The organism is Pseudarthrobacter cellobiosi (assembly GCF_023913755.1).
In the GTDB taxonomy this organism is placed as follows: domain Bacteria; phylum Actinomycetota; class Actinomycetes; order Actinomycetales; family Micrococcaceae; genus Arthrobacter; species Arthrobacter cellobiosi.
On record NZ_JAMXBJ010000042.1, the window covers coordinates 88,445 to 112,775 of the forward strand.

The 24,331-nt window shown below is 65.6% G+C and carries 28 protein-coding genes and 1 pseudogene; 14 read left to right on the forward strand and 15 right to left on the reverse strand.

What is annotated here, in order from left to right; all coding sequences use genetic code 11:
* Positions 1 to 81 precede the first annotated feature (81 nt).
* Genes NG696_RS09190 through NG696_RS09200 form a run of 3 tightly spaced genes read right to left on the reverse strand, consistent with a single transcriptional unit; the run spans position 82 to position 1,128 of the window.
* Entirely contained in the window at positions 82 to 270 is a 189-nt protein-coding gene (locus NG696_RS09190) for a hypothetical protein (protein ID WP_252575243.1), read from the reverse strand.
* Between the two features lie 15 nt (positions 271 to 285).
* A complete protein-coding gene (locus tag NG696_RS09195; RefSeq protein ID WP_252570495.1) occupies positions 286 to 783 on the reverse strand; it encodes an SRPBCC family protein in 498 nt (165 codons plus the stop codon).
* Positions 784 to 795: 12 nt separating this feature from the next.
* Positions 796 to 1,128: an ArsR/SmtB family transcription factor gene (locus NG696_RS09200; RefSeq protein WP_252575244.1), complete on the reverse strand. Its 333-nt coding sequence runs from the start codon at positions 1,126 to 1,128 to the stop codon at positions 796 to 798.
* Positions 1,129 to 1,311: 183 nt separating this feature from the next.
* On the opposite strand from NG696_RS09200, the gene NG696_RS09205 reads away from it, so the two are divergent.
* Entirely contained in the window at positions 1,312 to 1,854 is a 543-nt protein-coding gene (locus tag NG696_RS09205; RefSeq protein WP_252570499.1) for a TspO/MBR family protein, read from the forward strand.
* Positions 1,855 to 2,039: 185 nt separating this feature from the next.
* On the forward strand, positions 2,040 to 2,237 hold the full coding sequence (locus tag NG696_RS09210) for a hypothetical protein (RefSeq protein WP_141141656.1): 198 nt from the start codon (positions 2,040 to 2,042) through the stop codon (positions 2,235 to 2,237).
* A gap of 84 nt (positions 2,238 to 2,321) precedes the next feature.
* On the opposite strand, the pseudogene NG696_RS09215 reads toward NG696_RS09210, so the two are convergent.
* From NG696_RS09215 to NG696_RS09255, 9 genes and pseudogenes are all read right to left on the reverse strand, one after another.
* Positions 2,322 to 3,003: pseudogene (locus NG696_RS09215) on the reverse strand (DNA alkylation repair protein).
* A gap of 71 nt (positions 3,004 to 3,074) precedes the next feature.
* On the reverse strand, positions 3,075 to 3,464 hold the full coding sequence (locus NG696_RS09220; RefSeq protein WP_252575245.1) for a hypothetical protein: 390 nt from the start codon (positions 3,462 to 3,464) through the stop codon (positions 3,075 to 3,077).
* Positions 3,465 to 3,528: 64 nt separating this feature from the next.
* Positions 3,529 to 3,708 (reverse strand): hypothetical protein, encoded by a 180-nt coding sequence (locus NG696_RS09225; protein WP_252570505.1) that lies wholly within the window; start codon positions 3,706 to 3,708, stop codon positions 3,529 to 3,531.
* Between the two features lie 203 nt (positions 3,709 to 3,911).
* Positions 3,912 to 4,178, reverse strand: a complete 267-nt coding sequence (locus NG696_RS09230; protein ID WP_252570508.1) for a hypothetical protein — start codon at positions 4,176 to 4,178, stop codon at positions 3,912 to 3,914.
* Between the two features lie 138 nt (positions 4,179 to 4,316).
* The gene (locus tag NG696_RS09235; RefSeq protein ID WP_308291959.1) at positions 4,317 to 4,685 is read right to left on the reverse strand and encodes an LLM class flavin-dependent oxidoreductase; all 369 of its coding nucleotides are present in this window, start codon (positions 4,683 to 4,685) and stop codon (positions 4,317 to 4,319) included.
* Positions 4,686 to 4,838: 153 nt separating this feature from the next.
* Positions 4,839 to 5,885, reverse strand: coding sequence for a metallophosphoesterase family protein (locus NG696_RS09240; RefSeq protein WP_252570510.1), 1,047 nt, complete (start codon positions 5,883 to 5,885; stop codon positions 4,839 to 4,841).
* Positions 5,886 to 6,078: 193 nt separating this feature from the next.
* On the reverse strand, positions 6,079 to 7,194 hold the full coding sequence (locus NG696_RS20955) for an ABC transporter permease (RefSeq protein WP_252575246.1): 1,116 nt from the start codon (positions 7,192 to 7,194) through the stop codon (positions 6,079 to 6,081).
* The gene (locus tag NG696_RS09250; protein ID WP_252575247.1) at positions 7,136 to 7,666 is read right to left on the reverse strand and encodes an FtsX-like permease family protein; all 531 of its coding nucleotides are present in this window, start codon (positions 7,664 to 7,666) and stop codon (positions 7,136 to 7,138) included. Before NG696_RS09250 ends, NG696_RS20955 begins: the two co-directional genes overlap by 59 nt.
* 159 nt (positions 7,667 to 7,825) lie before the next feature.
* Positions 7,826 to 8,599, reverse strand: a complete 774-nt coding sequence (locus tag NG696_RS09255) for an oxygenase MpaB family protein (RefSeq protein ID WP_252570516.1) — start codon at positions 8,597 to 8,599, stop codon at positions 7,826 to 7,828.
* Positions 8,600 to 8,741: 142 nt separating this feature from the next.
* Between NG696_RS09255 and NG696_RS09260 the strand changes: the two genes are divergently transcribed.
* The 10 genes from NG696_RS09260 (at position 8,742) to nboR (ending at position 19,427) form a co-directional block, all read left to right on the forward strand.
* On the forward strand, positions 8,742 to 9,026 hold the full coding sequence (locus NG696_RS09260) for a DUF427 domain-containing protein (RefSeq protein WP_252570517.1): 285 nt from the start codon (positions 8,742 to 8,744) through the stop codon (positions 9,024 to 9,026).
* A gap of 379 nt (positions 9,027 to 9,405) precedes the next feature.
* Complete coding sequence (gene uraD, locus NG696_RS09265; protein WP_252575248.1) at positions 9,406 to 9,903, forward strand: 2-oxo-4-hydroxy-4-carboxy-5-ureidoimidazoline decarboxylase; 498 nt, start codon at positions 9,406 to 9,408, stop codon at positions 9,901 to 9,903.
* On the forward strand, positions 9,900 to 10,241 hold the full coding sequence (gene uraH, locus NG696_RS09270) for a hydroxyisourate hydrolase (RefSeq protein WP_252575249.1): 342 nt from the start codon (positions 9,900 to 9,902) through the stop codon (positions 10,239 to 10,241). Before uraD ends, uraH begins: the two co-directional genes overlap by 4 nt.
* A 394-nt stretch (positions 10,242 to 10,635) precedes the next feature.
* Complete coding sequence (locus tag NG696_RS09275) at positions 10,636 to 11,976, forward strand: MFS transporter (protein ID WP_252575250.1); 1,341 nt, start codon at positions 10,636 to 10,638, stop codon at positions 11,974 to 11,976.
* Positions 11,977 to 12,079: 103 nt separating this feature from the next.
* Entirely contained in the window at positions 12,080 to 12,763 is a 684-nt protein-coding gene (locus NG696_RS09280; protein ID WP_104060664.1) for a GntR family transcriptional regulator, read from the forward strand.
* Positions 12,760 to 13,566, forward strand: a complete 807-nt coding sequence (locus tag NG696_RS09285; RefSeq protein WP_252570525.1) for an aspartate/glutamate racemase family protein — start codon at positions 12,760 to 12,762, stop codon at positions 13,564 to 13,566. The genes NG696_RS09280 and NG696_RS09285 overlap by 4 nt, the downstream gene beginning before the upstream one ends.
* Positions 13,567 to 13,576: 10 nt before the next feature.
* Positions 13,577 to 15,019 carry an amidohydrolase family protein gene (locus NG696_RS09290; RefSeq protein WP_252575251.1) on the forward strand — a complete coding sequence of 481 codons (1,443 nt, stop codon included), beginning with the start codon at positions 13,577 to 13,579 and terminating at the stop codon, positions 15,017 to 15,019.
* 7 nt (positions 15,020 to 15,026) lie between these two features.
* Positions 15,027 to 15,758, forward strand: coding sequence for a maleate cis-trans isomerase family protein (locus NG696_RS09295; protein ID WP_252575252.1), 732 nt, complete (start codon positions 15,027 to 15,029; stop codon positions 15,756 to 15,758).
* Between the two features lie 211 nt (positions 15,759 to 15,969).
* Entirely contained in the window at positions 15,970 to 18,735 is a 2,766-nt protein-coding gene (aceE, locus tag NG696_RS09300; protein ID WP_252575279.1) for a pyruvate dehydrogenase (acetyl-transferring), homodimeric type, read from the forward strand.
* A gap of 83 nt (positions 18,736 to 18,818) precedes the next feature.
* Positions 18,819 to 19,427: a nicotine blue oxidoreductase gene (nboR, locus tag NG696_RS09305; RefSeq protein ID WP_252575253.1), complete on the forward strand. Its 609-nt coding sequence runs from the start codon at positions 18,819 to 18,821 to the stop codon at positions 19,425 to 19,427.
* 29 nt (positions 19,428 to 19,456) lie between these two features.
* Here nboR and NG696_RS09310 read toward each other — a convergent pair whose 3' ends face one another.
* The 3 genes from NG696_RS09310 to merA form a co-directional block, all read right to left on the reverse strand.
* The gene (locus NG696_RS09310; protein ID WP_252575254.1) at positions 19,457 to 20,017 is read right to left on the reverse strand and encodes a Pr6Pr family membrane protein; all 561 of its coding nucleotides are present in this window, start codon (positions 20,015 to 20,017) and stop codon (positions 19,457 to 19,459) included.
* 308 nt (positions 20,018 to 20,325) lie between these two features.
* A complete protein-coding gene (locus tag NG696_RS09315; protein WP_308291958.1) occupies positions 20,326 to 21,024 on the reverse strand; it encodes a helix-turn-helix transcriptional regulator in 699 nt (232 codons plus the stop codon).
* 187 nt (positions 21,025 to 21,211) lie between these two features.
* Entirely contained in the window at positions 21,212 to 22,654 is a 1,443-nt protein-coding gene (merA, locus tag NG696_RS09320) for a mercury(II) reductase (RefSeq protein WP_252575255.1), read from the reverse strand.
* Positions 22,655 to 22,929: 275 nt separating this feature from the next.
* On the opposite strand from merA, the gene NG696_RS09325 reads away from it, so the two are divergent.
* Positions 22,930 to 23,319 carry a heavy metal-responsive transcriptional regulator gene (locus NG696_RS09325; RefSeq protein ID WP_252570607.1) on the forward strand — a complete coding sequence of 130 codons (390 nt, stop codon included), beginning with the start codon at positions 22,930 to 22,932 and terminating at the stop codon, positions 23,317 to 23,319.
* Between the two features lie 269 nt (positions 23,320 to 23,588).
* On the forward strand, positions 23,589 to 24,269 hold the full coding sequence (locus NG696_RS09330) for a haloacid dehalogenase type II (protein ID WP_252570536.1): 681 nt from the start codon (positions 23,589 to 23,591) through the stop codon (positions 24,267 to 24,269).
* The last annotated feature ends 62 nt before the right edge of the window (positions 24,270 to 24,331 follow it).

Here is a 24,331-nt window from a genome sequence, read left to right on the forward strand (position 1 = left end):
AGCGGCCACCACCACGCGCGAAAGGACACTTGAGGCCCGGATCCTGGGGCCCCAAGTGTCCCTTCGCGCTAAACGAGTGGGTCAGCCCAGGTGGATGGGCTGGTTCTCGTCGCCGCCGCTGAACGTCTCCTTGGTGATGGTGATATGGAGAAGTGCCAGCGGCGCGATCAGGATGGCTACGCCGGCGGCCCACAGGAAGACCGCCGAGTAGCCGGCGGACAGCGCGGCCATCTGGCTGCCACCGGCAACGCCGGCGTCGTCCTTGTCCACACCGAACAGCGTCACTCAGGCGCGGGCGTGTTCCGCGAGCAGTGCGTCGATCTGGCCAGCAGCCTCCCGCATGCCCTCTTCCATACCCATCTGGACCATCTGTTCCATCTGCTCTTCGGACTCGAAGGTGGATAGAACGGTCATCCGGGTGCGGCCGCCGAGGTCTTCGAGGTCAACGGCGGCATGCGTGATTCCCATGGCCTCCTTCGGGGCGCCGTCGTCATCGGCGAAGCCGTCGTCGAACTCGAGCTTGCGCGGAGCCTCGATGGCGGTGAAGCGCCACCAGCCGCTGGCCTTCTCCCCCTCGGGGCCCGTCATGTAGTAGCCGGCCTTCCCGCCGGGCTGGAAGTCGAACGCCTCAAACGTGGCCGGCCAGGTGGGCGGACCCCACCAGCGCTCGAGCTGCCGGGGGTCTTCCCAGATCTGCCAGACCTGCTCGACGCCGGCATCGAACTCGGCCACTAGGGTGAAGCTGAGCGCTTCGAGATTCTTGGTGGAACTGATAACAGGCATTGCAAAACCTTCCTATCCTTCAGCCAGAATGTCTGCGATCCGCCCGGCACGCTGCCGCCAGATCCTCTCATACTCATCGAGCAGCCGGCGGGCCTTCTGCAGTCCTTCGTGGTTACCCCGCACGATCTGCTCCCTACCGCGTTTCTCCTTTGTTACCAGGGAAGCCCGCTCCAACACCGCCACATGCTTCTGGACGGCGGCGAAGCTCATGGCGTAGAGGGCGGCGAGGCCGGAGACGGAATACTCGCCCGCCGTCACCCGCCGGACAATGTCCCGCCGGGTGGCGTCCGAGAGCGCCTGGAACAGGCGGTCCATGTCCGCGTCTCTGAGCTGATCTACAACCATTTGGTTGTACGATACTCTCGGGGCGGCAGGGTGTCAAGGCTTGAATGCGGTCCGCGAGATGGCATTTCACGGCAGTTCCGCCGGTCAACATTGCCGCGAAATGCCATCTCGAAGGGGCCCTGACGGAGACCTCCGCCGCCTCCCGGTTTGACGCGGATACCCGCCATTGTCCACAGTGGGTCAGTGCCTGACACCGTCCCCACCGAAACGCAAGGTCCGGCAGTCCCGGACGGGCCGTCCCGACGGCGGCAGGTTGCCGCCCTGATCGGCTTCCTCGCGCTTTCCTGGGCCGTGTCGTTCGTGGGTTCCCTCCCGATCCGAACGGCTGCCGGCGGCTGGTACGCCCTGGCGGACAAGGCCCCCTGGACGCCTCCCGGGCTGATGTTCACGTCAGTCTGGCTGGTCCTCTACGCGGCAATGGCCGTGGCGGCCTGGCTGGTGTGGCGGCAGCGGCGCTACCCGCGCCGCCGCGCACTCAGGCTCTACTGGCTACAACTGGCCTTGAACCTGCTCTGGCCCATAACGTTCTTCGGGCTGTATCCCGCGCTGGGGACCGCGGCGCTCTGGCTGGCTCTGGCCGTCCTCGCCGCCCTCATCCTCACAGCAGCCCTGACAGTTCTGCGCTTCGGACCCATCAGCCCAACGGCCGGCCTGCTGATGCTGCCGAACGTCTCGTGGCTGGTGTTTTCGGCGTCCCTGAACCTTTACGCCGCCGTCAGTAACTAAGGCCACTGTGAGCGTGTAATCGCTCACACTTTGGCCATTTCTGTTGCAAATCTCGGCGGCAAGCATGAACCATGAGATCGGGACCCCGTTCCCGCACTACCAAGATCAGCAATCCTCACCGACGAGGATGCGGCCCCCTCAAGGACGACGTGGAGCCGTTAACTGCATGAGCGAAAGTACTGACAATGACGTTTGAAAACACTGACTCCATCACGCTGAAAATCTGGGACCGGTCTGCGATTGAGCACACCCTGGAGAGCGTTGTGCACGACCTCTCGGTCAAGGCGAACACCACCAAATGCCGCATTGCGGTCCAGTGCAGCGGCCCCAACACATTCACGGTCAGCGTCCGTGGCCAGGAACGCCAGCTCGCCACCGTCTGATCGGTTCACGGCTAAAACTGAAGCGGACGACGGCGGGAGGTTCCCGGCGTCGTCCGCTTTCGTTTTGGTTCCGGGCCGACAGCCTTACGCCGTGGCTTGGCGGCTCACCATCTCGTTGATCCAGATCGGCGCGAACGGTGACGTGCAGTTCGGGGGCGTCGGGTAGTCCTTGAGGACCTCGAGCCGTTCGCCGATATCGAGCGTCCGGGCCCGGTGCTCGGCGTGCTCGATCCCGATGAAGGCCAGCGTGTGGTTCATCGCCCACTGCAGCCGGTCCGGGGCGTCCTTCATCTGGGCCTCGATAGTCCAGCAGCCCCGGGAGGTCGAACCCTGCGGGCTTTTTCGCCACCCGTTCGCTGGTCAGGGCCCAACCGGCGCTGGCGACCACCGGATCCGGGTCAGCCATCCAGGCCACGCGCAGGTCCTCCGCGTGCGGGCTCTTCTTCACGACGTAATTCACGAGCCAGTCGTGCACTTTGGGGGCGCGCGCCTCGCGGAGCATGGAGTCCAGTTCGTCGCGTTCGAAGGCCTTCGGCCGGCAGATCAGCAGCGCAACCAACCTGGCCGGAGTGTCGTTCGTGGACCAGAGCTCGCGCGCGAGTTCCTGCTGCGTCTTCAGCCGCTTCGCGACCGCGCGCAGCTTGGACAGGTTCACGCCGTGGTCGTCGCCGCGCTTCTCGTTCGCCTCGCGCATCTTCGGGTCCTCAAGCACGGCCAGCTCGGCCATCACTTCGCCCAGCAGCCCGGCCGTTATCGTTTCCGACATGTCACCCTTTCGGTCACCCTCTTGTCGGTTCCAGCCTACGGCTGCCGGCGGGTTTGCAGCAGATGCGACCGTCAGTGGTCCGCGTCAGTTATGCGGCCATTATCGACCGCCGTGGCCACCCAGGAACCGAGCGGCTCTTCCGCCACTTCCGTGTCCGCGTCCTCGGTCCCGCAGGGCTCAAAGCCACGGGACTGGTAGTTTGCCAGGGCCGCGGGACCGTCCAGCGTGCAAGTGTGGACCCAGAATTCCGTCCCCGGTACCGCAAGTTCCTCGGCCCACTGCTGCCGTGTCCACTCGAGCCGATCCGTCCAGTGCCACGGCCCGCCGACCAGGCCATAGAGGAAGCGGGCGAACTCGGGAGTGACCCCCACGGCCCGGTCCAGAGATGCCTCATCGGGCAACGGGCGCGCCGCCCAGGCGGGCGGCTGGAGCATCTGGAGCGTTGTGGTGGTGACCTTCATGGACAGCTCAAACCCTTCGATCTCGATCGTCCGTCAATCTTATTTGAGACCGAAGGTGTGGGTCCTACTCCTCGCCGGCGTCCCGCGCTTCCAGGTGCTTCGCCATGGCTTCGCAGGCTTGGTTCCAGCGCGCCGTGAGGGCCTGCCGGTTCAACGGTTCGAACATGCTGTTGAGGACTTTCTCGACTGCGTCGTATGCGGCGTCCCGAACCCGTTCCTGCGCCGCTTGGCTGTAATAGTTCATGACAGGGATTCGTTACCGGGCTGCCGAAAGATGGTGCGCCCTCACGTGCGATCGATGACCGCCTTGAGGGCACGCCGGCAAGCTACCGAACAACTTCAACGCGGCTCTACCGGGCGCCGCAGGAGAGGAAGGCCGACGACGGGAAGTTCCCGTCGTCGGCCGCTTTTGTTTTGTGGTTAATGCGCTCAGGAGCCCCCGGGCGGTCAGGCGTCCGCGCCTTTCGCTGCCTCCAGTGACGAGGGCGCAAAGATGGCCGCGGCGACGTCGTCGCGGAGGAAATAGTGGCGGCGTTCCAAGGGCGTCAGGCTGCCCCGGACAATGTAGTAGCCGCGGCCTTCCCCAGGGCCGCCGGCGGCCCGGTCAAAAGCATCGAGTGTGTCCCGGTCCAGGTGTTGGTCCGGGCCGCGCTCGCGAAGTGCTGCCAGGACTTCCGGCGCGAGGGAATTAATGAGCCCTTGGATATCTGTCATTGTGCGCATCCTTTGCCGGCACCATTGGGGACATAGTTATGGTTTCCCCCCCCCGAGGGCGTATCCGGTGGTGACTGGGCCGGCTGCGTCCATTTCCCGATTGTAGGGCCGGCGGCGAAGTCAGGCCAGACCCGAATTCTACGCGGGGGCAGCGGTGCCGATCTCACGATTGACGGCCGGCATGGCGTAGTCGTCCGTGTTGTGGCCGAACAGCGGGTAGGACTCGATGAACGCCCCGCGGCCGGCAATGATTTCGGCGCGGCCGTCGCTGATCAGGCCAAGCGTGGCGATCTGCTCGAAGAGCCTCACGGGGTCCTGCGTTGACAGTACCGTGCTGGCAGTGCTGAGCCTGAAGTTGGTGGCTTCCCGGGCGATGGCCGCCATCACGATTTCGGGGGCGGACAGTGCGAAGTCGCGCCGGTGGTGCTCACCCAGCCCCAGGAATTTCAGGCCCGCCTGGTCGGCCGGCTGGCGGGCTCGATGATCTCCTTGGGCCGCTGCTGAGATGACAGCGGCTCACAGTGCTGATGTTGCGGGAAAGCTCTCCGAAGGTGACGATGCCAAAGTCCAGGCTTGGTTGAACATTCAACCTTCTGGATTCATTCCGGCGGTGGGAGGACGACGGCGGAACGTGCCGCCGCCGTCCGCCCACCTTTGCTGCTAGCCGCTGAAGGAGACCTTTTCCCAGGACAGGATGTCAGCGCCCTTGGCGCCGTTTCCGGCCACGGTGAACCTGACATAGTTGGTGGCGTTGTTGGAGCCGTCGACGGTGATGCGCTGCAGGTCGTCGGCGGGAGCCTGGCCGTAAACCGCCAGCCATGGTGAGCCCTCAGCCAGGGGCTGGTTCTCGGCGTAGACGTGGCTGTCACCGTTGAGGAGATAGACCGGCCCGTCAAAGCGGTTGGTTTCCTCGACGATGGTCGCGACGATTTCCCGGAAGCCGGACACTGCTTCCGGGTTGGCCCGGGCGGCCGCGAGCAGGGCGGGATCGAACATGTCAGCCTGGGTCATGAGGACCACCGCCCGGTCGTTGCGGCGGGTGGCGTCGCTGAAGGTCTCGCGCAGCTGGGCCAGGACGGCCTGCGTCCGGTGCTCCACTTCAGCCAGCTGCTCTGGGGTGGCAGTAGTTTCGCCGAGGCCGGTCCACGGCTGGAGCGAGTTGTTGCTGCCCTGGACGTTGACCACGGAGAAGGCCACGCGGTTCTGGGTGAAGCGGACGTCTTCGGGCAGGCCCAGCTTCTCCTGGGTCTTGACGGGCATCGTGGCACCCAGGGTCTTGCCGGGTTCGTTGAAGAAGATCTCACGCAGCTTGTCCAGGCGCTCCAGCGGGTTGTAGGCGCCATTGTTGGTCCGGTGGCAGTCCACCCATTCGTTGTCGCCCGGCGTGAAAATCAGCGGGTGCTCGAAGGTGTCGAACTCGGCGCGGATCTCCTGGAAATACTCGTCCGAACAGACTGAAGAGCCGTTCTTGATGTCACCGACGTGGGTGACAAACTTCAGCGCGCTGTCGGCATTGATGTCCTGGATGCGCGCCGGAAACTTCGCGATTTCGGCAGCACCGTAGGGGATGTCGCCAATGACACCGAAGCTGAACGCCTGCTGGCTGGCGGCCGCGTCGTCGGCGGCAGTAGCGGGCTGGATCCCGGTGCCAACACTGGCTGCGATGAGGGCCACCGCGGCGGCGGTGGTGAAACTGTTCAGGCGCATGGGGAAGTCCTAACTCGGGGTTTCTGCGTTGATTCCGCCCGCGAAGCGCGCAGGCGGGTGCGTGAAAAGACTTCCCGGCGCGGAATAACGTGCAGCAGCCCTGCGGTTTCGGCGCAATGAACAGCGAGTGGCCGGCCAAGCAAAACGGACGACGGCGGGAGGTCCCGCCGTCGTCCGCTAACCTTCCGATTCGCTACTCGGAGCGCAGCACCGCTGCCACCGGCAAGCGGCGCGCCCTGCGGGCCGGGACGAGCGCGCCGAGAAACGTCACGGCGAGAGCTCCGGCCACGATCAGGACAACGCTCCTGACGTCGAGAATCCCGACGTCCACGACGAACCCGGAGACTACTCCGATGCCGTCGTTGATGACTTTCTCCTGCATCCACAGGCCCAGTGGTATCCCCACGGCTGTGGCCGCAACGGTCAGTATTCCTGCGAAGGTGAAGACCATGCCGGTGATCTGTGCCCCGGTCATGCCAAGCGTCTTGAGGATAGCGGTATCGCGCAGCCGTTCCCGCATGGCCAGCAGCGTCGTGTTGAACGTTCCCACTACGGCCAACAGGACGATCACCGCCGACAAACCGCCAATGGTGCGGTCGATCGGAGTCATGTCTGCTTCGTAACCGAGGAAGGTCGCCAGCATCAAATCGCCTGCCCGGGCGTTGAGTGAATCCACGAACTCCTGATGGCTCACGCTTTCCTTCAGCCGGAGGAGATGCGTATCAGGCTGCATGTGGGGTGTCGCGGCGGCCAGGGTACTCCAGTCGACGCGGAACCCGCGGACGTCGATATCGTTCATCAGGCCCACCACCGTAAGCCTCATCTCCGTGCCGCTGACAGTTCCCCTCACGGTGTCGCCCAGCTTTATACCGAGCTCCTTGGCGGTGAAGGCGTTCATGACGGCCTCCCCCGGTGCGGCGAACCAGCGGCCCTTGGCGGCACGGAATCCCATGGCCTCGGCGTCACCATGCACGCCCATGACAGCGAGTGCCTTGGCTTGGCCAGGCATGACGTAACGGGCTCCGGAGGTCTTTACAGAGAAGGCGATCTCCGGACGTTGGGAAAGAAGTGACTGCACTTGATCAGGTGAGCCGCCGGGTGCTTTGAACACGGTGACGTCCTGCGCCCCGCCCCAGGTGCCCCGGTCCTTGATGAATCCATCCATGGTGGGGCCAAACGTGGCCGCGAACGTCAGTGCAGCCATGCACGCTGCGACCGCACCGACCGTGAGCAGTGCCCGCACCGGACGGTCAACCACGGCAGCGGCGCCGAGCCCGAAGTGCCTGGGCAGGCCCATCCGGACGATCACTGAGCTCCGCCGGGACAGTTTCCCAAGGCCCGGCGAGCGGCCACGGCTGATGGCGGTCGCCGCACTCAATCGAGCCGCCCGCAGGCCGGGCATGGCCGCGGCAGCCACCACCAGCAGCATGAATCCGGCAGCCACGAGCAGGATCAGTCGGCGGGTTGAGCGCCGAAGGCGCCGGCAGGCCCAGCTGAATCGCCGATTCGCCCAGGAAGTATGCACCGCCCAGGATTCCCAACGGCAGCCCGAGCAGGGCCCCGATTCCTGCCGGCACGCCAACCTGGGCCACAAGGAGACCCATGACCTGCCAGGGTGTGCAGCCCAGGGCCTTCGCCACGCCGAAGTCGCGGTAGCCCGCGAGTACGGTGCCCGTGATCACGCTGGCAATGGTCAGGGCGACGGCGATCAGGATTACGATCGCGAAGCCGTAGACGATACCTCCGAACGCCGCGACAGACCAGTTGGAACCGCTGCGCATGTCCTGCCAGCTCAGGGGCTCAGTTGACTGGGCCCCTGGAGCCAGGGCCGCCCCGATCCTTTCCTTAGCCGCCGCGACCCCGTTGTCGGAGACATCCCCGGATACAAGCGGGTTACGTGACGGACGACGGCAAGGACCTCCCGCCGTCGTCCGGTTGCGTTAAGCCGTGCGGAGCCGGCCGAGGCAGTAGTTCTTGACGCAGTGCCGGACCGGCCGCGGCAGCCGTGGATACACCAGGGCGGACCACCGGGTGGTGCGGTCGAACAGGCGGCTGTGGCGGTCGCTCCACGGCAGCCCGAAGCCGGCGCGCAAGTGGTCCGGCAGCAGCCCGGCGGTGATGAACCGGATCAGGGGCATGCTCATCCGCAGCCAGAGCGGCCCGGCCGGCGGGTACAGGAGGTCGCGGCCGACGCCGGCGGTGACGGCGTCCAGCTCCAGTGTCAGAAGGGACGTGTCCCAGTACGTCCTGAAGGCTGCGCGGTCGGCCGGCCACAGGTTCGCCGGCAGTTGCAGGACGGTGCCGATTCTTGCGTAGTCGCTGTACATTAGGTCGGCTGCCTCGTCGTCCAGCGGGCCGTAGATTTTCTCGTAGACGGTGATGGCTGTGTCGTACAGGGTGGCCACCACCCATAATTGCGCCTGGGCATCGAACGCGCTGTACCCGTGGGAGCCGGATTCGGGCTTGCGGCGGACCGTGGAGTGGGCCCGGTTGACGCTGCGGCGAACGGCCGCGACCTGGGCCTCTGTTCCGTAAACGACCGCGTAGACGTAGGTGACGGTAGCCCGGAAGCGGTCCAGGGGACGGGCAATAAAGTCACTGTGCTCGGCGACGCCATGGCCCACCGCGGGGTTCGCGATCTGCAGCAGGATGGCGCGGCCCGCCCCTGCGAGCAATACACCTTCAGCGCCGATGTCGGCCAGGTTCCGCACCATGGACCCACGATACCGGAGAAGACCACCGCGCCCGGAGGCAGCATTCCCGAAGGTGCTCGGGAACAAAGCACACCGCACGGGCCGTTGACATACCTGCGACCCGCCGTCCGCACAGCAGGCGGCCCCTAGAGAACGGAACCACATGGTCAGGGCTATCTGGAACGGAAAAGTCATTGCCGAGTCCGCGGACACGGTGGTAGTGGAAGGCAACCACTACTTCCCCCGCGACGCCGTCAATGCGGGCTACCTCAAGGACAGCGACATGTACTCCGTCTGCCCGTGGAAGGGCCAGGCCGGCTACCACACCCTGGAAGTGGACGGGAAGCTGAACGTCGATGCCGCCTGGTTCTACCGCGAACCCAAGACTCGGGCGAAGCCCATCGAGAACCGGATCGCCTTCTGGCGCGGCGTGACTATCGAGGAGTAGCCCCGAACTTCACGAGTAATTTCGTACGGATCAACGGGACCGCCACTATGCTGGGCAGACCATCAAAGGAGGTGGCATGGCAGCACGAGGGGGACTGTTGGAATCAGATTCTGGCGACAGGGAGTTTCCCCGCATCCGCCGTTCGTCCAGCGGGCGCATTCCGCAGTGGGCAATCGATGAGGCACTGGGCAAGCCGCCAGCGCCCGCCGTCGTCCGCTTCTGTTTGGGCGTGACCCAGGCAGCGTCCCGACAGTTGACACCCGCCGGTGGGTGCGGTTGACTTTTGCATATGCTGAAATAACAGTTCCATGATGCGGAATAAAGTATCCGCATAGCCCTACACCGTGGATGCCAGCATCAAAACACGAGGATCTGTTTTATGCACCTTGAACAGTTCAACACGGCCGGCCGCCCGGAGGCTGCCGATTTCCTGCGCCCCTGCCTGGACATCCAACGCTGGATCGACGAACTCGCCGACGCGCGGCCGTATTCCAGCCTCGACGCGCTCCTGGCGGCGGGCCGCAGCGCAGCCAACCCCTTCACTCCGGCGGAGATCGAAGCGGCCCTCGCCCACCATCCGCGGATCGGCGAGCGGGCGCACGGAGACAGCGCGGAAGCGAAGCTGTCCCAGTCGGAACAGGCCGGACTGGGCGTGGCCGACGCTGCCGTGGCCGAGGCCCTGGCGGAAGGCAACCGGGCCTACGAGGAGAAGTTCGGGCAGGTGTTCCTGATCCGCGCCGCCGGCCGCAGCCGCGAGGAGATCCTGGCCGCCCTCAACACCAGGCTCGCCCACACCCCCGAAGCAGAACAATCAATCATTGGCCAGCAGTTGCGGGAAATCGCAGTGCTCCGACTCGAAGGACTGATGGGCAGATGAGCACCTCCCACGTCACCACCCATGTACTCGATACAGGCTCCGGAAAACCCGCGGCCGAGGTCCCGGTAACCCTCCACGTGCTCGACGGCGAGCGGTGGGTTCGGATCGCCGGGGGCGCCACCGATGCGGACGGACGCATCAAACAGCTGGGACCGGAACGGCTGCCTTCGGGGACCTACCGCCTGGCCTTCGACACGGGCAAATACTTCGCCGCCACCGGCACCGAAACGTTCTTCCCCGAGGTGACCCTCACGTTTGGCGTGGTGGAATCGGAGGCCCACTACCACGTGCCGCTCCTGCTGAGCCCGTTCGCCTACTCCACGTACCGGGGCAGCTGAGCCCCCCGGCCCCTGCCGGAAACTGCCATGACAGAAAGGGTCCGCGGCGACGCCGCGGGCCTTTTCGCGCGCCCATTGCCCGGCTCCTCAACGTCTCCACGTCGGCCGCAACCACGCCGCCAGCCGGAACGCCGGCAGCGGTCACAATCGGTGATTTGGCCCGGGTGGGCCATAACGGAACAAATTCCTTGACAGTGGTACAGGTCACTTCTATTCTGAATTTTGGGATCCCAAATTGGGATCCCAAAAGATCGCGATCCGGATCCCAGGCCACAGTTCATAGCCCGGCTTCTCCGGATTTAGGCTCCAGGACGCCCCACCAGCCGGCCTCCTGCCCCGCGAACACCCAGCCTTTCTTCCCGTCTGCAATCTTCCTCTCTGCAAAGGAGAAGTTGTGTCTCTTCAAAATACTGAAACCGCTGTACCGCTCCCCGACGACAAAACCGGCAAGGGCGGCGTGCAACGTCGCACCAACGTCCGCTGGAAAATGTTCCTGCTCCTGCTGGTCCTCGTCGCCGTCAACTACATCGACAGGGGCTCCATCTCGGTGGCCCTCCCCATCATCCAGAAGGAATTCAATCTCGCCCCCGAGCTCGTGGGCCTCCTGCTCTCGGCCTTCTTCTGGACCTACGCGCTCATGCAGATCCCGGTCGGCTGGCTGATCGACAAGTTCGGTCCGCGCAAGGTCATGACGGCTTCCTGCGTGGGCTGGGGTGCGGCAACCGCCGCATCCGGCCTGGCCGGCGGCTTCCTGAGCATGTTCATCGCCCGGCTCGGCATCGGCGTCACCGAAGCCGGCGTGATGCCGGCCGGCGGCAAGCTCAACGCCATCTGGATGCACAAGTCGGAACGCGGCCGCGGCGCCACGATCCTGGACGCCGGCGCCCCCCTCGGGGCCGGTCTGGGCGGCATCCTGATCGCCGGGCTCATCGCGTCAACCGGCAGCTGGCGCACGGCGTTCATCATCGCCGGCGCCGCAACGGTCCTCATGGGTCTGGCCGTCTGGTGGTACGTCCGGGACAACCCGCGCCAGCACCGCGGCGTCAACGCCGCCGAGGCCGAATACATTGAGGCCTCGCACGCCGCCGAAGATGCCGAAGCCGCGAAGGAAGGCGCCTCGGGCAAGCGCGCCCTGCTCCCGTACCTGAAGTTCCGTTCCTTCTGGGCCATGTGCTTCGGCTGGCTGGGCTTCAACGGTGTGTTCTACGGCCTGCTCACCTGGGGCCCGCTCTACCTCGCCCAGGCCAAGGGCTTCGACCTGAAGACCATCGGCTGGTCCACCTTCGTGATCTTCGGAGCCGGCTTCGTCGGTGAAATCCTGGGCGGCCACATCGCCGACAAGTGGCGCAACTCCGGCGCCTCGGCCAACTTGGTCATGCGTACCCTGCTGGGCATCTCCAGCATTGTGGTCATCGGCGGCCTGGTAGGCGTCACCATCGTGGCGGATCCGACGACGGCGGTAGTCCTGCTGTCCGTGGTCATGTTCTTCCTCCGCTGGGTGGGCCTCTTCTGGAGCATCCCCTCCATCCTGGGCGGCCGGACCAATGCCGGCGTCCTGGGCGGCGCCATGAACTTCAGCGGCAACATCGCGGGCTTCGTCACCCCGATTGTGGTAGGCCTGATTGTCGGGGCCACGGGCTCCTACACCTGGGCACTGCTGTACTTTGTAGGATCCGCGGTCATCATGGGCGTCTCCGTGCTGACACTGAACTACAACAAGCGCCTCCCGGTCTAACTCGCCTGACCGGGCCGGCCCGACGGCCTGTACCGCCGAAAGGTCGGACACCGGCCGGGAACGCCGGGCGCACTGCCTGAAAGAACCACGAATGGAGCCAGAATTGCTTATCGCAGAAGACACGAACAACACGGACCGCCCCCTCCGGGAGACCGTGCGTGACACGCTCCGTACGAGGATTTTCGAAGGCCACTATGCGCCCGGCACCCGGCTGGTGGAGCGGGACCTCGCCGCCGAATTCAACGTCTCGCGCCTTCCCGTCCGCGAGGCCCTCCGGATGCTCCGCCAGGAAGGCCTGATCCGGGACCGTGCTTCCCGCGGCATGGAGGTCAGCGGACTGAGCGCCAAGGATGTGGAAGACCTCTTTGACGTCCGCCAGTCCCTTGAGGTCCTCGCCTGCCGGCTGGCCGCGGCCCGCGCCACGGCCCAGGACCTCGAACAACTCCAGGGCCTGCTGGACGAGGCCGACCGCTGCCTCGCCAAGGGATCCATCCTGGAAGCCCACCGCGCCAACAGCGAATTCCACGACGCCATCACCCGCATCGCCAACAACGACTTTCTCCGCTCAGCGCTGGAACCCCTTCAGGGCCGCATGCACTGGCTCTTCCGCCACGTCAGCGACCTCCCGGAACTGATCCAGGAACACCGTGACCTGTACGCCGCCATCGCCAGCGGCGACCCGGAACGCGCCGCCGCCCAATCGGCGTCGCACATCGGCAAGTACCGCGAGCAGTTCCCCGAAGACTCCACCGCCGCCGAGCCCAAGCTGCATCGGAAAAAACCATGAAACTCCTGGTCATCAACCCCAACACCAGTGCCGACGTCACGGCGCTGATCGAAGCCGAGGCCGTGCGTTCGGCCGGGCCGGACACCGAGCTGCTCGTGCGGACTGCCGGGCACGGCGTCGAGTACATCGAAACCCGCTTCGAATCCCTCATCGCCGCCGGCGCCGTCGCCGAAATCATCGCCGAGTATCACGGCCAGGTGGATGGCGTCGTGGTGGCGGCGTTCGGCGATCCCGGCATGCCGGCCCTCAAGGAACTGGTGGATGTGCCGGTCATCGGCATCACCGAGGCCGCCCTCTGCGCAGCCGCCCTCCAGGGCCAGCGCTTCTCCATCATCGCCATCTCGGACCGCATCACCGCCTGGTACCGGGACTGCGTGGAGCACTTCGGGCTCGGCGGCCGCCTGGCCTCGATTCGTTCCATCAACCAGAGCCTCAACTCGATCGGCTCCGTCCAGGCCGACTTCAAGGACACGCTCCTGGCACTCAGCCGGCAGGCTGTCGCGGAGGACGGGGCCGACGTCGTGATCCTGGCAGGTGCCCCGCTCGCCGGGCTCGCCCGCGAACTTGAGGGACAGATCCCCGTTCCCGTGGTGGACGGCATCTCCGCCGGCATCCGGATGACCGAAGCCGTGGTTGCCCTGCAGTCCGGCTTCCACCGGCAGGGCGCCTTTGCTCCGCCGCCCGTCAAGCGCCGCAGCGGACTGTCCGAAAACCTCGACGCCGCCCTATCCGACGCGCAGAACGCCGCCGCCCAGTCGAACGCCGCCGTTATCTCGGCCGCCCGGCCCGCCACCCAGAAGTAGGAGGACAACGATGTCCCACACCCCAGATCTCGTCGTCGCCCACGGCACCGTGGTCAACAGCTTTGGCCGCCAACAGGCCCATATTGTGGTCCGGGACGGCCGCATCGTGCAGCTGCTCGACGCCTCCGAACCCGTGCCCGCAGCAACACGCACCGTGGACGCAAGCGGCCAGCTGGTGATTCCCGGCGGCGTGGATGGCCACTGCCACGTGGCCCAGGTGACCGGCCGCTTCCGCACCCTGGACGACTACCGCACCACTTCCACGGCAGCGCTGTGGGGCGGCACCACCACCATCATCGATTTCGGCATACCGCGCGACGCCCAGGAAACCCCCTTGGACGCCGTCCTGAACAAGAAGCGCCTGGCCGCCGAATCGCGCTGCGACGTGGCACTGCACGGCTCCGTGGTCAGCTGGGACGAGACCGTGCCGTGGCAGCTGGAGCAGCTCGCCGCGGAGGGTGTGCGCTCCGTGAAGATGTACACCACCAACCGCGGCTCCACCATGGCCGACGGCGACACCATCCTCAAGGTTATGCGCGAAATGGTCCGCCTGGACGGCCTCACATACATTCATGCCGAGCACGACCCCATCATTGCCGACTGCACTGAGCAGCACGCCGCGGACGGACGCATCGCCATCGAGCACCTGCACCGGACCCGCCCCGAGCTGGCCGAGGAAATCTCCGTCAAGGAAACCCTCGCCATGGCCGAATACACCGGGGCGCCGGTCTACTTCGTGCACCAGTCGACTCCCGGAGCCGTGGACCTGGTCTCCGATGCCCGCAGCCGCGGCCAGGAAGCCTACTCCGAAACATGCCCGCACTACCTGAGCCTGGATGACACCGTCTACAGCAGCACGTTCCCTGAGTGGTACGCCTGCTGCCCGCCCATGCGCATCGCCGAAACCGTGGCCGCCCTCAAGGAACGCCTCGCAGCCGGGGCCATCCACACCGTAGCCTCGGACCACTCCTGCTACGACCTCTCGCAGAAACGCGAGCGCACGGACGACGTCCGCTTCATGCCGCACGGCCTGCCCGGCGTCGAGACCCGCATGCCGGTGACCTTCACGGCGCTTTCCTCGGCCGGCGGCTCTGTGGAGGACTTCGTGGAGGTCTTCTCCGCGGGTCCTGCCCGGATCAATGCCCTGCCGCGCAAGGGCGCCATCGTGGAAGGGTTCGACGCCGATCTGATCGTCTTCGATCCCGCTACGGAGCGCGTCGTCAACGGCGGTGCACTGCACATGGGCACTGACTTCTCGCCCTTCGAGGGGAAGACCCTGCACGGCTGGCCGGCCGTCGTCGTCTCCGCCGGACGCGTGGTGGTGGACGACGCCGGGTTCCAGGATCCCGGCCCCGTGGGCCGCTTCGTGGCCCGCAACGGCTTCACCGAACACCGCGATGCCCTGTCCCCGCTGACCCCTGCAGCGCCCGCCACCGTCACGATTTCTGCCTAGGAGCCCCATGCCTTCCGCCAACCGCCCCATCCGCATCGGCATGATCGTGCCCTCCTCCAACACGTGCCTGGAGCCGCAGAGCTACCGCATCCTGGGTGACCGCCGCGACGTCACGCTGCACTTCACCCGCATCAATGTCACCCGCATCGCGCTGGATGATTCCTCGGACAAGCAGTTCGACGCCGCCGGGATGCACGCCGCCGCGGAACTGCTCGCAACGTCGGACGTGGACGTCATCGCCTGGAACGGAACCTCCGGATCCTGGCTCGGCGCCGACCATGACCGCCGGCTCGTGCAGGGAATCACGGACGCCACGGGCATCCCGGCCACCACGTCCACCCTGGCGTACATGGAGGCGTTCAAGTCCTTCGGCACCGAACGCATCGGGCTGTTCACTCCATACACCGGGGACGTCAACGAGGCCGTGATCGAGTCCTACGCGCAGGCTGGCGTCAAGACCATCGACCACCGGCACCTGGACCTGAGCGACAACGAGTCCTTCGCCTCGGTGACCGATGCCGAGATGCTGCCGGGCTCGCTGGAACTCGCAGCCTCGAATCCGGATGCTCTGATCTACCTGTGCACCAACCTGTACGGTGCCAACATCACGGCCGAAGTGGAGGAGCGAACCGGTGTACCGGTCCTGGACTCCGTGGCCGTCACGCTGTGGCATTGCCTCAAGATGGCGGGCGCACCGCTGCTGGACCCGCGCTGGGGCAGGCTCCTTACCTCTTCCTGAAAAAGCAACGCGGGGTCAGATACAGCCGATTCTAGGCGTCTTAATGGGCCGTATCTGACCCCGCGTTGCTGGTGGCTCCGTTAGCAGCCAAATGTGACCGTCCGCTCGCCTTGACGCGCGGATGGTCGCCTAGATAATCTCGAGATGCAATAAAGTTTTCTCACACAATGAAAACTTGAGCCAACTATTCAACGATGAAAAGAGGCTGGACGTGGCTGCAGGAGAAGAGACCTCCCATATCCTCAGCGGGTTGACAAACCAGCTGCCTGATCGTGATCCGGAAGAGACCGCCGAATGGCTGGAGTCCCTGGATGCCCTGATTCAGGAACAGGGCACCGAGCGTGCCCAATACATCATGCGGAGCCTGCTCCAGCGCGCCGGCGCGCAGAGCGTGGGCGTGCCGATGGTGACCACCACGGACTACGTGAACACCATCCCGGTGGACCAGGAAACGGCGTTCCCGGGGGACGAAGAGATCGAACAAAAGTACCGGGCGTACATGCGCTGGAACGCCGCCATCATGGTCCACCGGGCGCAGCGCGCCGATATTGGCGTAGGCGGGCACATCTCCACCTACGCCGGTGCCGCCACCCTGTACGAGGTGGGCTTCAACCACTTCTTCCGCGGCAAGGACCACCCCGGCGGCGGTGACCAGGTCTTCTTCCAGGGCCATGCCTCCCCCGGCATGTACGCCCGCGCGTTCATGGAAGGCCGGCTCGCCGAGGAGGACCTGGACGGATTCCGGCAGGAAAAGTCCAAGGAAGGCCACGCCCTCTCCTCCTACCCCCACCCGCGCCTGATGCCGAAGTTCTGGGAGTTCCCCACGGTCTCGATGGGCATCGGTCCGATGAACGCGATCTACCAGGCCCAGTCCAACCGGTACCTGCACAACCGCGGCCTCAAGGACACCTCGGACCAGCAGGTCTGGGCATTCCTGGGCGACGGCGAAATGGACGAGCCCGAGTCCCGCGGCCTGCTCCAGCTCGCCGCGAACGACAAGCTCGACAACCTGAACTTCGTCATCAATTGCAATCTCCAGCGCCTGGACGGTCCCGTCCGCGGCAACGGCAAGATCATGCAGGAACTCGAAGCGTTCTTCCGCGGCGCGGGCTGGAACGTCATCAAGGTCGTCTGGGGCCGGGAGTGGGATGACCTGCTCACCAAGGACGCCGACGGCTCGCTCGTGAAGATCATGAACGAGACCCCGGACGGTGACTACCAGACCTACAAGGCAGAGTCCGGCGGGTTCGTCCGCGAGCACTTCTTCGGTAAGACCCCGCAGACCAAGGACATGGTCGCGGACCTCTCCGATGACGAGATCTGGAACCTCAAGCGCGGCGGCCACGACTACCACAAGGTCTACGCCGCCTATAAGGCTGCCACCGAGTTCAAGGGCAAGCCCACCGTGATCCTGGCCAAAACGGTCAAGGGCTACGGACTCGGACCCCATTTCGAGGGCCGCAACGCGACCCACCAGATGAAAAAGCTCACCCTCGATAACCTGAAGAAGTTCCGCGACCACCTCCGGATCCCCATCACGGACGAACAGCTCGACGCGGACCTCTACCGGCCCCCGTACTACCACCCCGGCATGGACTCCCCCGAGATCCAGTACCTTATGGAACGCCGCCGCGCCCTGGGCGGTTTCGTCCCCGAACGCCGGCCGGACCACTCGCCGGTGGAGCTGCCGGACGCCAAGACCTACGAGGTTGCCAAGCGCGGTTCCGGGAAGCAGCAGGCGGCCACCACCATGACCTTCGTGCGCCTGCTCAAGGACCTGCTCAGGGATAAGAAGTTCGGGCACCGCATTGTCCCCATCGTTCCGGATGAGTCCCGAACCTTCGGCATGGATGCGTTCTTCCCCACGGCCAAGATCTACAACCCGGACGGCCAGGCCTATCTCTCCGTGGACCGGGACCTGGTCCTGGCCTACAAGGAATCGGCCCAGGGCCAGCTGATCCACCCCGGCATCAACGAAGCAGGCGCGGTCGCGGCGTTCACCGCCGCCGGCACCGCCTACACCACCCACGGCGTACCGCTGATCCCGGTCTACGTGTTCTACTCCATGTTCGGCTTCCAGCGCACCGGCGACGCCTTCTGGGCCGCCGCGGACCAGATGACCCGCGGCTTCATCATCGGCGCCACCGCCGGGCGCACCACCCTGACCGGCGAAGGCCTCCAGCACGCCGACGGCCACTCCCCGATCCTGGCCTCGACCAACCCGGCCGTCCTCACTTACGACCCCGCGTACGGGTACGAGATGGGCCACATCATCCGGGACGGCATCGAGCGCATGTACGGTCCGGCCGCAAGCGGCGAAGGAACCGGACCTGCATCCGATAAAAACCTGATGTACTACATCACGGTGTACAACGAGCCGATCTCCCAGCCGGCCGAACCTGAGAACCTCGACGTCAACGGTGTGCTGAAAGGCATCTACCGGGTGTCGGCGTCGGGCATGGAAGGGCCCAAGAGCCAGATCCTGGCCTCTGGCGTCTCCGTCCCGTGGGCTTTGGATGCCCAGCGGATCCTCGCCGAGGACTGGGGCGTCTCCGCCGACGTCTGGTCCGTCACGTCCTGGAACGAACTGCGCCGCGACGGGCTCGCCGCCGAGGAAGAGGCCTTCCTGAACCCGGGCCAGCCCGCCCGCGTACCGTTCGTCACGCAGCAGCTCGCCGATGCGCAGGGGCCCGTGGTTGCGGTGACCGACTACATGAAGGCCGTCCCGGACCAGATCCGCCAGTTCCTCCCGCACCAGTTCGCCTCGCTCGGAGCAGACGGCTTCGGCTTCTCCGACACCCGCGCAGCAGCCCGCCGCTTCTTCAAGAACGACACCCACTCGATTGTGGTGAAGACCCTGCAGCTGCTGGCCTCACGCGGCGAGGTGGACGGCGGCGTGCCCGCCTACGCGCTGGACCGCTACAAGCTGCTGGACGTCAACGCTGGGACCACCGGCGGCACCGGAGGCGACGCCTGACCCGCTCATCCATACAACAGTTGACGGCAGTGTTCCCCTGGAACATTGCCGTCAACTGTCACGTGGCTGGATAGGCTGGGGCGATGGCTGACCTGGACGAACAACGCACGACGGCGGTGCTGCTTGCCGCCGGTGCCGGGACGCGGCTGGGGCTCGGTCCCAAGGCATTGCTCCGGTTCCAGGGCCGTACGCTCGTTGAAGTCCTGGCCGACGTGCTGCTCGACGGCGGCTGCCGGGAGGTGGTGACGGTGCTCGGCGCGGACGCGGGAACGGTCCGCGCCGCCACCGATCTCAGCCGGCACCGGGTCATCGACAACCCGGACTGGGCCAGTGGAATGGGCAGTTCGTTCCGGGCGGGAGTCGCCGCAGCAGCCCCGGAGGACCATGTGCTCATTGCGCTGGTGGACCAGCCCGGCCTGACCACCGAGACCGTCGCCCGGTTGCTGGCATCCCACCGACCAGGCCGGGTGACGGCCGCCGCCTACCGTGGCCCCGAAGGAAAACTCCGGCGGGGACATCCGCTGCTTCTGGATTCCACCCTCCGCGCTGAGGCCGCGGAAACGGCAACGGGCGACGCCGGGGCCCGCTATTTCCTCCAGGCCCATCCCGAACTGATAGACCTCATCGATTGCAGTGACCTCTCCGGCGGCGAAGACCTCGACACCCCCGAACAGCTGCACCTCCTCGATTGAGGACCAACCACGGATCTGTGGATCAGGGCTCAGTAATCCACCTGCCGCTTGAGCTTGTTGCCGAGCCACAGCATCGCCAGGCTCACTACTAGGAAGCCGACGGAAATGGCGAGGGCAAACACCGCCACCCCGCCCCAGCCACCTGCCCGTGCGGGGTCGACGAACCAGTACGCGTACCACTTCACTAAGGCCCCGCGGACCAGGCTGTAGACCAGGTAGCCGACGGGGTAGAGCAGCCAGTACCAGATGTGCTTGACCGTGAGCGTGGCCCGCGGCGGTTGGAAGAGCCAGTCCACCACCATGACCACCGGGATCAGGTAATGCACCACGAAGTTGACCCACGGCAGCAGCGAGCCGAGATCTTCCCCGGCGAGCAGTGCACCGAACACGAGTCCCACCACGGCCATGGCGATGGTTGCCGTGCCGCGCGTGACGTCGTCGATTTCGCTGGGGCGTTTGCGGATCAGCACCCTGTAGCCGCTGATGAGAAGCACCAACGCAGCGAAGATGTTGGACAGATTAGTGAAGTAGCTGAAGAAGTTCCAGACGTCGTAGCCCATGCCCAAATGAACTGTCAGCTGTGTTCCCACCGCCACCAGCGTCAAAAGGCCAAAAAAAGCGTCCCCCGATAAGCACAGTTCTCTTGGTCATAGCCCCAATCCTTGCCGAATCCCCAGCTCAGACGCGGTTCGACACTCCGCAGTTGAATGGGCGCTACGTGATCGGCAGCTCGAGCGCCTCGGCCACGTGGCCTACTTCGCGTACTGAGAATCCTTCCGTAACAGGGTCCCTGTTGGCTGGAAAGGCCGGCAGTATGGTGTGGGTAAAGCGAGCCGGTGGGAACAGATGGCCCACGTTGGTGTTCTCTAGCTGTACTGACTGACGTTGATTGAGTGGCTCACTCGCCACGACCGTGTACCGGTCTGGCGTTCGCTGGGGGTTCTCCGACCTCGTGGATGGTGTGGCCGCTGCAGGCCGCCTTAGTTACGGTGGCCTGCTCGATGCGCGACACGATAAACCATCGCATTGCGTCGCGCATTCGGCACCATCCAATTAAGTACCACTGGCCGTTCGTGGAGGCGAACAGCACGGGCTCGACGTCACGGGTGGTCGTGGTCCCGTCTCTCGATGTGTAGCGAATACGGATTACTCGCTGCTCGGCCATCGCCTCCTCCAGTGCCGACTTAATCGCGCGCGAGGACGAGGGAAGCGCGTTGACCCACACACGGCGGGCCAGCTCGTCAGCTCTTGCTCGGGTTCTGGGATCGAGGACGTCCAGGATCTTCTGGATACCGGCTGCTGCCAGATCAGCGTAGGGGGCATCAGACGCAGCGGACACAGCCGCCATGAGCGCCACAGCCTGCGCCGGAAACAGGCTGACGGGTGGCAGGGACGCGCCGATAGCCAATCCGTAGCCACCGCCCGGACCTGGGCGCGACCATAGAGGCGCACCGCTGTTCTCCAGCGCATCGAGGTCTCTCTTGATTGTGCGCACGGACACCTCGAACTCTCTCGCCAACCGTTCGGCGGAGACCCCCCGCGCGCCGCTGCGGCGCAACATCTCTGATAGAGCATGGAGCCGTTCTGCTCGCTTCACTGCTCAGACCCAGGCAAATTCATGATGTCAGTTTCAGAAGACGTCTGCACGGAATGTCAGAAGTCGTCTGCACTGCTCGTCCAGGCAGGGGCAGCGAGGGTGCGGGGACGATGCCGGTTTCCTGTGAGGTCTGACGGTCGATGAAGTCGTGCTCCGAGGTCTTCATCCGCGTGGAGGGGCAGGGCGGTCAGGAGGCGCAGCAGGAGAGTTTGGAGACATCCGTGGTGTAGGACTGGGCGGCGATCTTGATCCCTTCGGCCATCGTCAGGTAGGGGCTCCACAGGTTCGCGACCTGGTCCACTGTCATCCCGGCTTCCAGGATATAAACACCGGCCGCCGCGAGGTCTCCGCCGTCCTTGGCGACGGCGGTGATTCCCACGATCCGTCCGGTGTCGGCGTCGGCGACCATCTTGATGAAGCCACGGGTGTCCCGGTTCACCAGGGCCCGGGGCACGTACTCCAGGGGCAGGACCCTGCATTCGCACCGGATGCCGGCCTCGTTGGCTTCCTTGTCCGTCATCCCGACCGCGGCCAGGGCCGGGCTGGTGAAGGTGACCCGGGGCAGGTGCCGGTAGTCCACCTCGCGGCCGGCGTTGTTGAACGCGTTCTCCACCATCAGGGAGCCGTGGGCGGCTGCGACGTAGACGAATTCGCGGTGCCCGGTCACGTCCCCGGCGGCCCAGATCCGGTCGTTGGAGCTGGCAAGCTGGCCGTTGACCAGGATCTCGCCGCCGTCCCCGGTCTTGACGCCGACCGCACCCAGGTTCAAGCCCTCGGTGACCGGCCGGCGTCCGGTGGCGACCAGCACCCTGGTGGCCCGGAATTCCTCCTGCCCTCCGGAGACGGCCGCCGTCGCGATGATCCCGCCGGTGGCCGGGTCCGTGCGCACGGAAGACACGGCCGTCCGGCGGACCACGCGGATACCCTCGTCGGCGAAGACGCCCATCAGGGCGTGGGAGGCCTCGGGTTCCTCCGCGGAGGCCAGGCGGGAGCGGACCAGCATGGTGACCTTGGACCCGAGCCGGGCGAAGAGCTGGGCCTGTTCCAGGGCCACGTAGCCGCCGCCGATGACCAGCAGGGAGTCAGGGACCTCCTCGAGTTCCATCGCCGTGGTTGAGGTCAGGTATTCCGTGTCCGCCAGACCCTCGATCGGTGGCGCCCACGGGGCGGAGCCGGTGGCCACCAGATAGTGCGCGGCCCGGACCGATTCCGGAGCGCCGTCCTGTCCGGTGATTTCCAGGACCGGATCGTTCTGGGTGCCGGCGAACACGGCATCGCCCTGGCGCAGCTCCCAGCCGTACTCAGCGATCAGGTCCACGTACTTATCCGAACGCATCGTCTCCACCAGGGAACGCTTCCCGCCGATCAGCCCGGCCATGTCGACCGGGGCGACGGAGGTGCTGATGCCGGGGAACCGGCCGGACGCGTCCAGGGCAACATGCCGGGCCTCGGCCGCCGCGAGGAGCGCTTTGGAGGGAACACAGCCGGTGTTCACGCACGTGCCGCCGACGGTGGAACGCTCGATCATCAGGACCCGTTTGCCCAGGTTGGTCGCCCGGATCGCGGCCGCGAACGCCCCGCCGCCGGAGCCGATGATGGCCAGATCAAAATCAGGTGTCTGTTCAGACATGAAATCCTCCAAAGTCGTACAGCAGCGCCGCCCCCGGAATGCCCGCGACGTTGCCTCGTGTATGGGTGTGACCCCAGTCTGCACCTTCCACCATGGGGGAAGGTCAAGAGACCCATCCGCCACCGGCCCGGAACCGCGGAGCCCTCACCCGGGCCTAATGCGCTTGGAAAAGATGGGGCTTTCCCCGGCCCGGTTGGTAACCGATCCTTTAGCTGCTCCTTACCTTCCACTAAACTGGAAGGTTAAGAGGGAAACCCCGGGACAAGAGGTACATGATGCGTATTGGCGAAACCGCCGCAGCCGCCGGCATGACGGCCAAGACACTGCGGTTCTACGAGGACCGCGGCCTGTTGCCGGCCGCCGACAGGGCCCCGAACGGATACCGCGACTACCCCCACGAGACGGTCAGCCGGCTCGAATTCATCCGCCGCGGCCGCACCGCCGGGCTGACCCTGGCCCAGATCGGAGACATCCTCGCCGTCCGGGACATCGGCCAGGCCCCCTGCATCCACGTGAAGGATCTGTTGGCCAAACAGCTCCGCGACCTCGACGCCCGGATCGCAGAACTCACCGCGCTGCGGACAACCGTCGCCGAATTTCATGACGCCGCGGCCGCGGGGGACCCCGCAGCCTGCGACCCCGAACGCATCTGCAGCTACCTCTAACGAGAGCCAAGGCCAATGCCAGTTCTTCGCTACTGAATTCCCAAGTGCCATCTACCTCGTCGGGGACGGCGAAAACAGGGCGTCCGGGATCGGTGCGCGGCCCAAGCAGTTTTTCGACAAGGAAATTGGCGGAATACCTGCGCTGACAGCTTCCGGGAACACCGGGCCCCGATACGCCCCGGTTAGTCGGGCCAGTGGTTCCCTCTCTTTTCTTTCCGGATGGCGGCAGACTTGCACCGGAGACCTACACGCGACCACAAGGAGAATCCATGAGCACCGCCATCTCAGTCGTTGTCTTTGATGTCAACGAAACCCTGTCAGATATGTCGCCCATGGGGGAACGCTTCAGCGAGGTCGGGGCGCCGGCTGAGCTGGCGAAACTCTGGTTCGCCACGCTGCTGCGTGACGGCTTCGCGCTGGCGGCCAGCGGAGACAACGGATCGTTCGCCGCCCTCGGGGCTGGCGCACTCCGGGGACTTCTGACCGGGGTGGAGCTTAACCGCCCTCTTGATGCGGCGGTCGACCATGTCATGGGCGGCCTGGCCGGCCTCGGGGTACATTCCGATGTCCCCGAGGGGATTAGAGCCCTCGCCGCTGCAGGGTTCCGGCTGATTACGCTAAGCAACGGCTCGGCCCGGATCGCCGAGCAATTGTTCAGCGAGGTCGGGATCCGGGATGCGTTTGAGTCGCTGCTTTCGGTCGAAGGCGCTCCCGCATGGAAGCCTGCCCGGGCCTCCTATGAATATGCCGCCGCTGCTTCCGGGGCCGACCCGGCCGGCATGCTGCTGGTCGCCGTGCATCCGTGGGATATCCACGGCGCCGCCCGTGCCGGGTTGCGCACGGCGTGGCTGAACAGGACCGGGGGTAGCTACCCGGGCTACTTTGAGGCTCCTGAATTCACAGTTACCGCCCTGACCGACCTTCCCGCGGCCCTGGCAGCAGCGCACTGACGACGACCGTGGCCGCCGTCCGGAGGGGGCCGGCTGCGGGTAACCGCCGCGCCCTGCCGCCC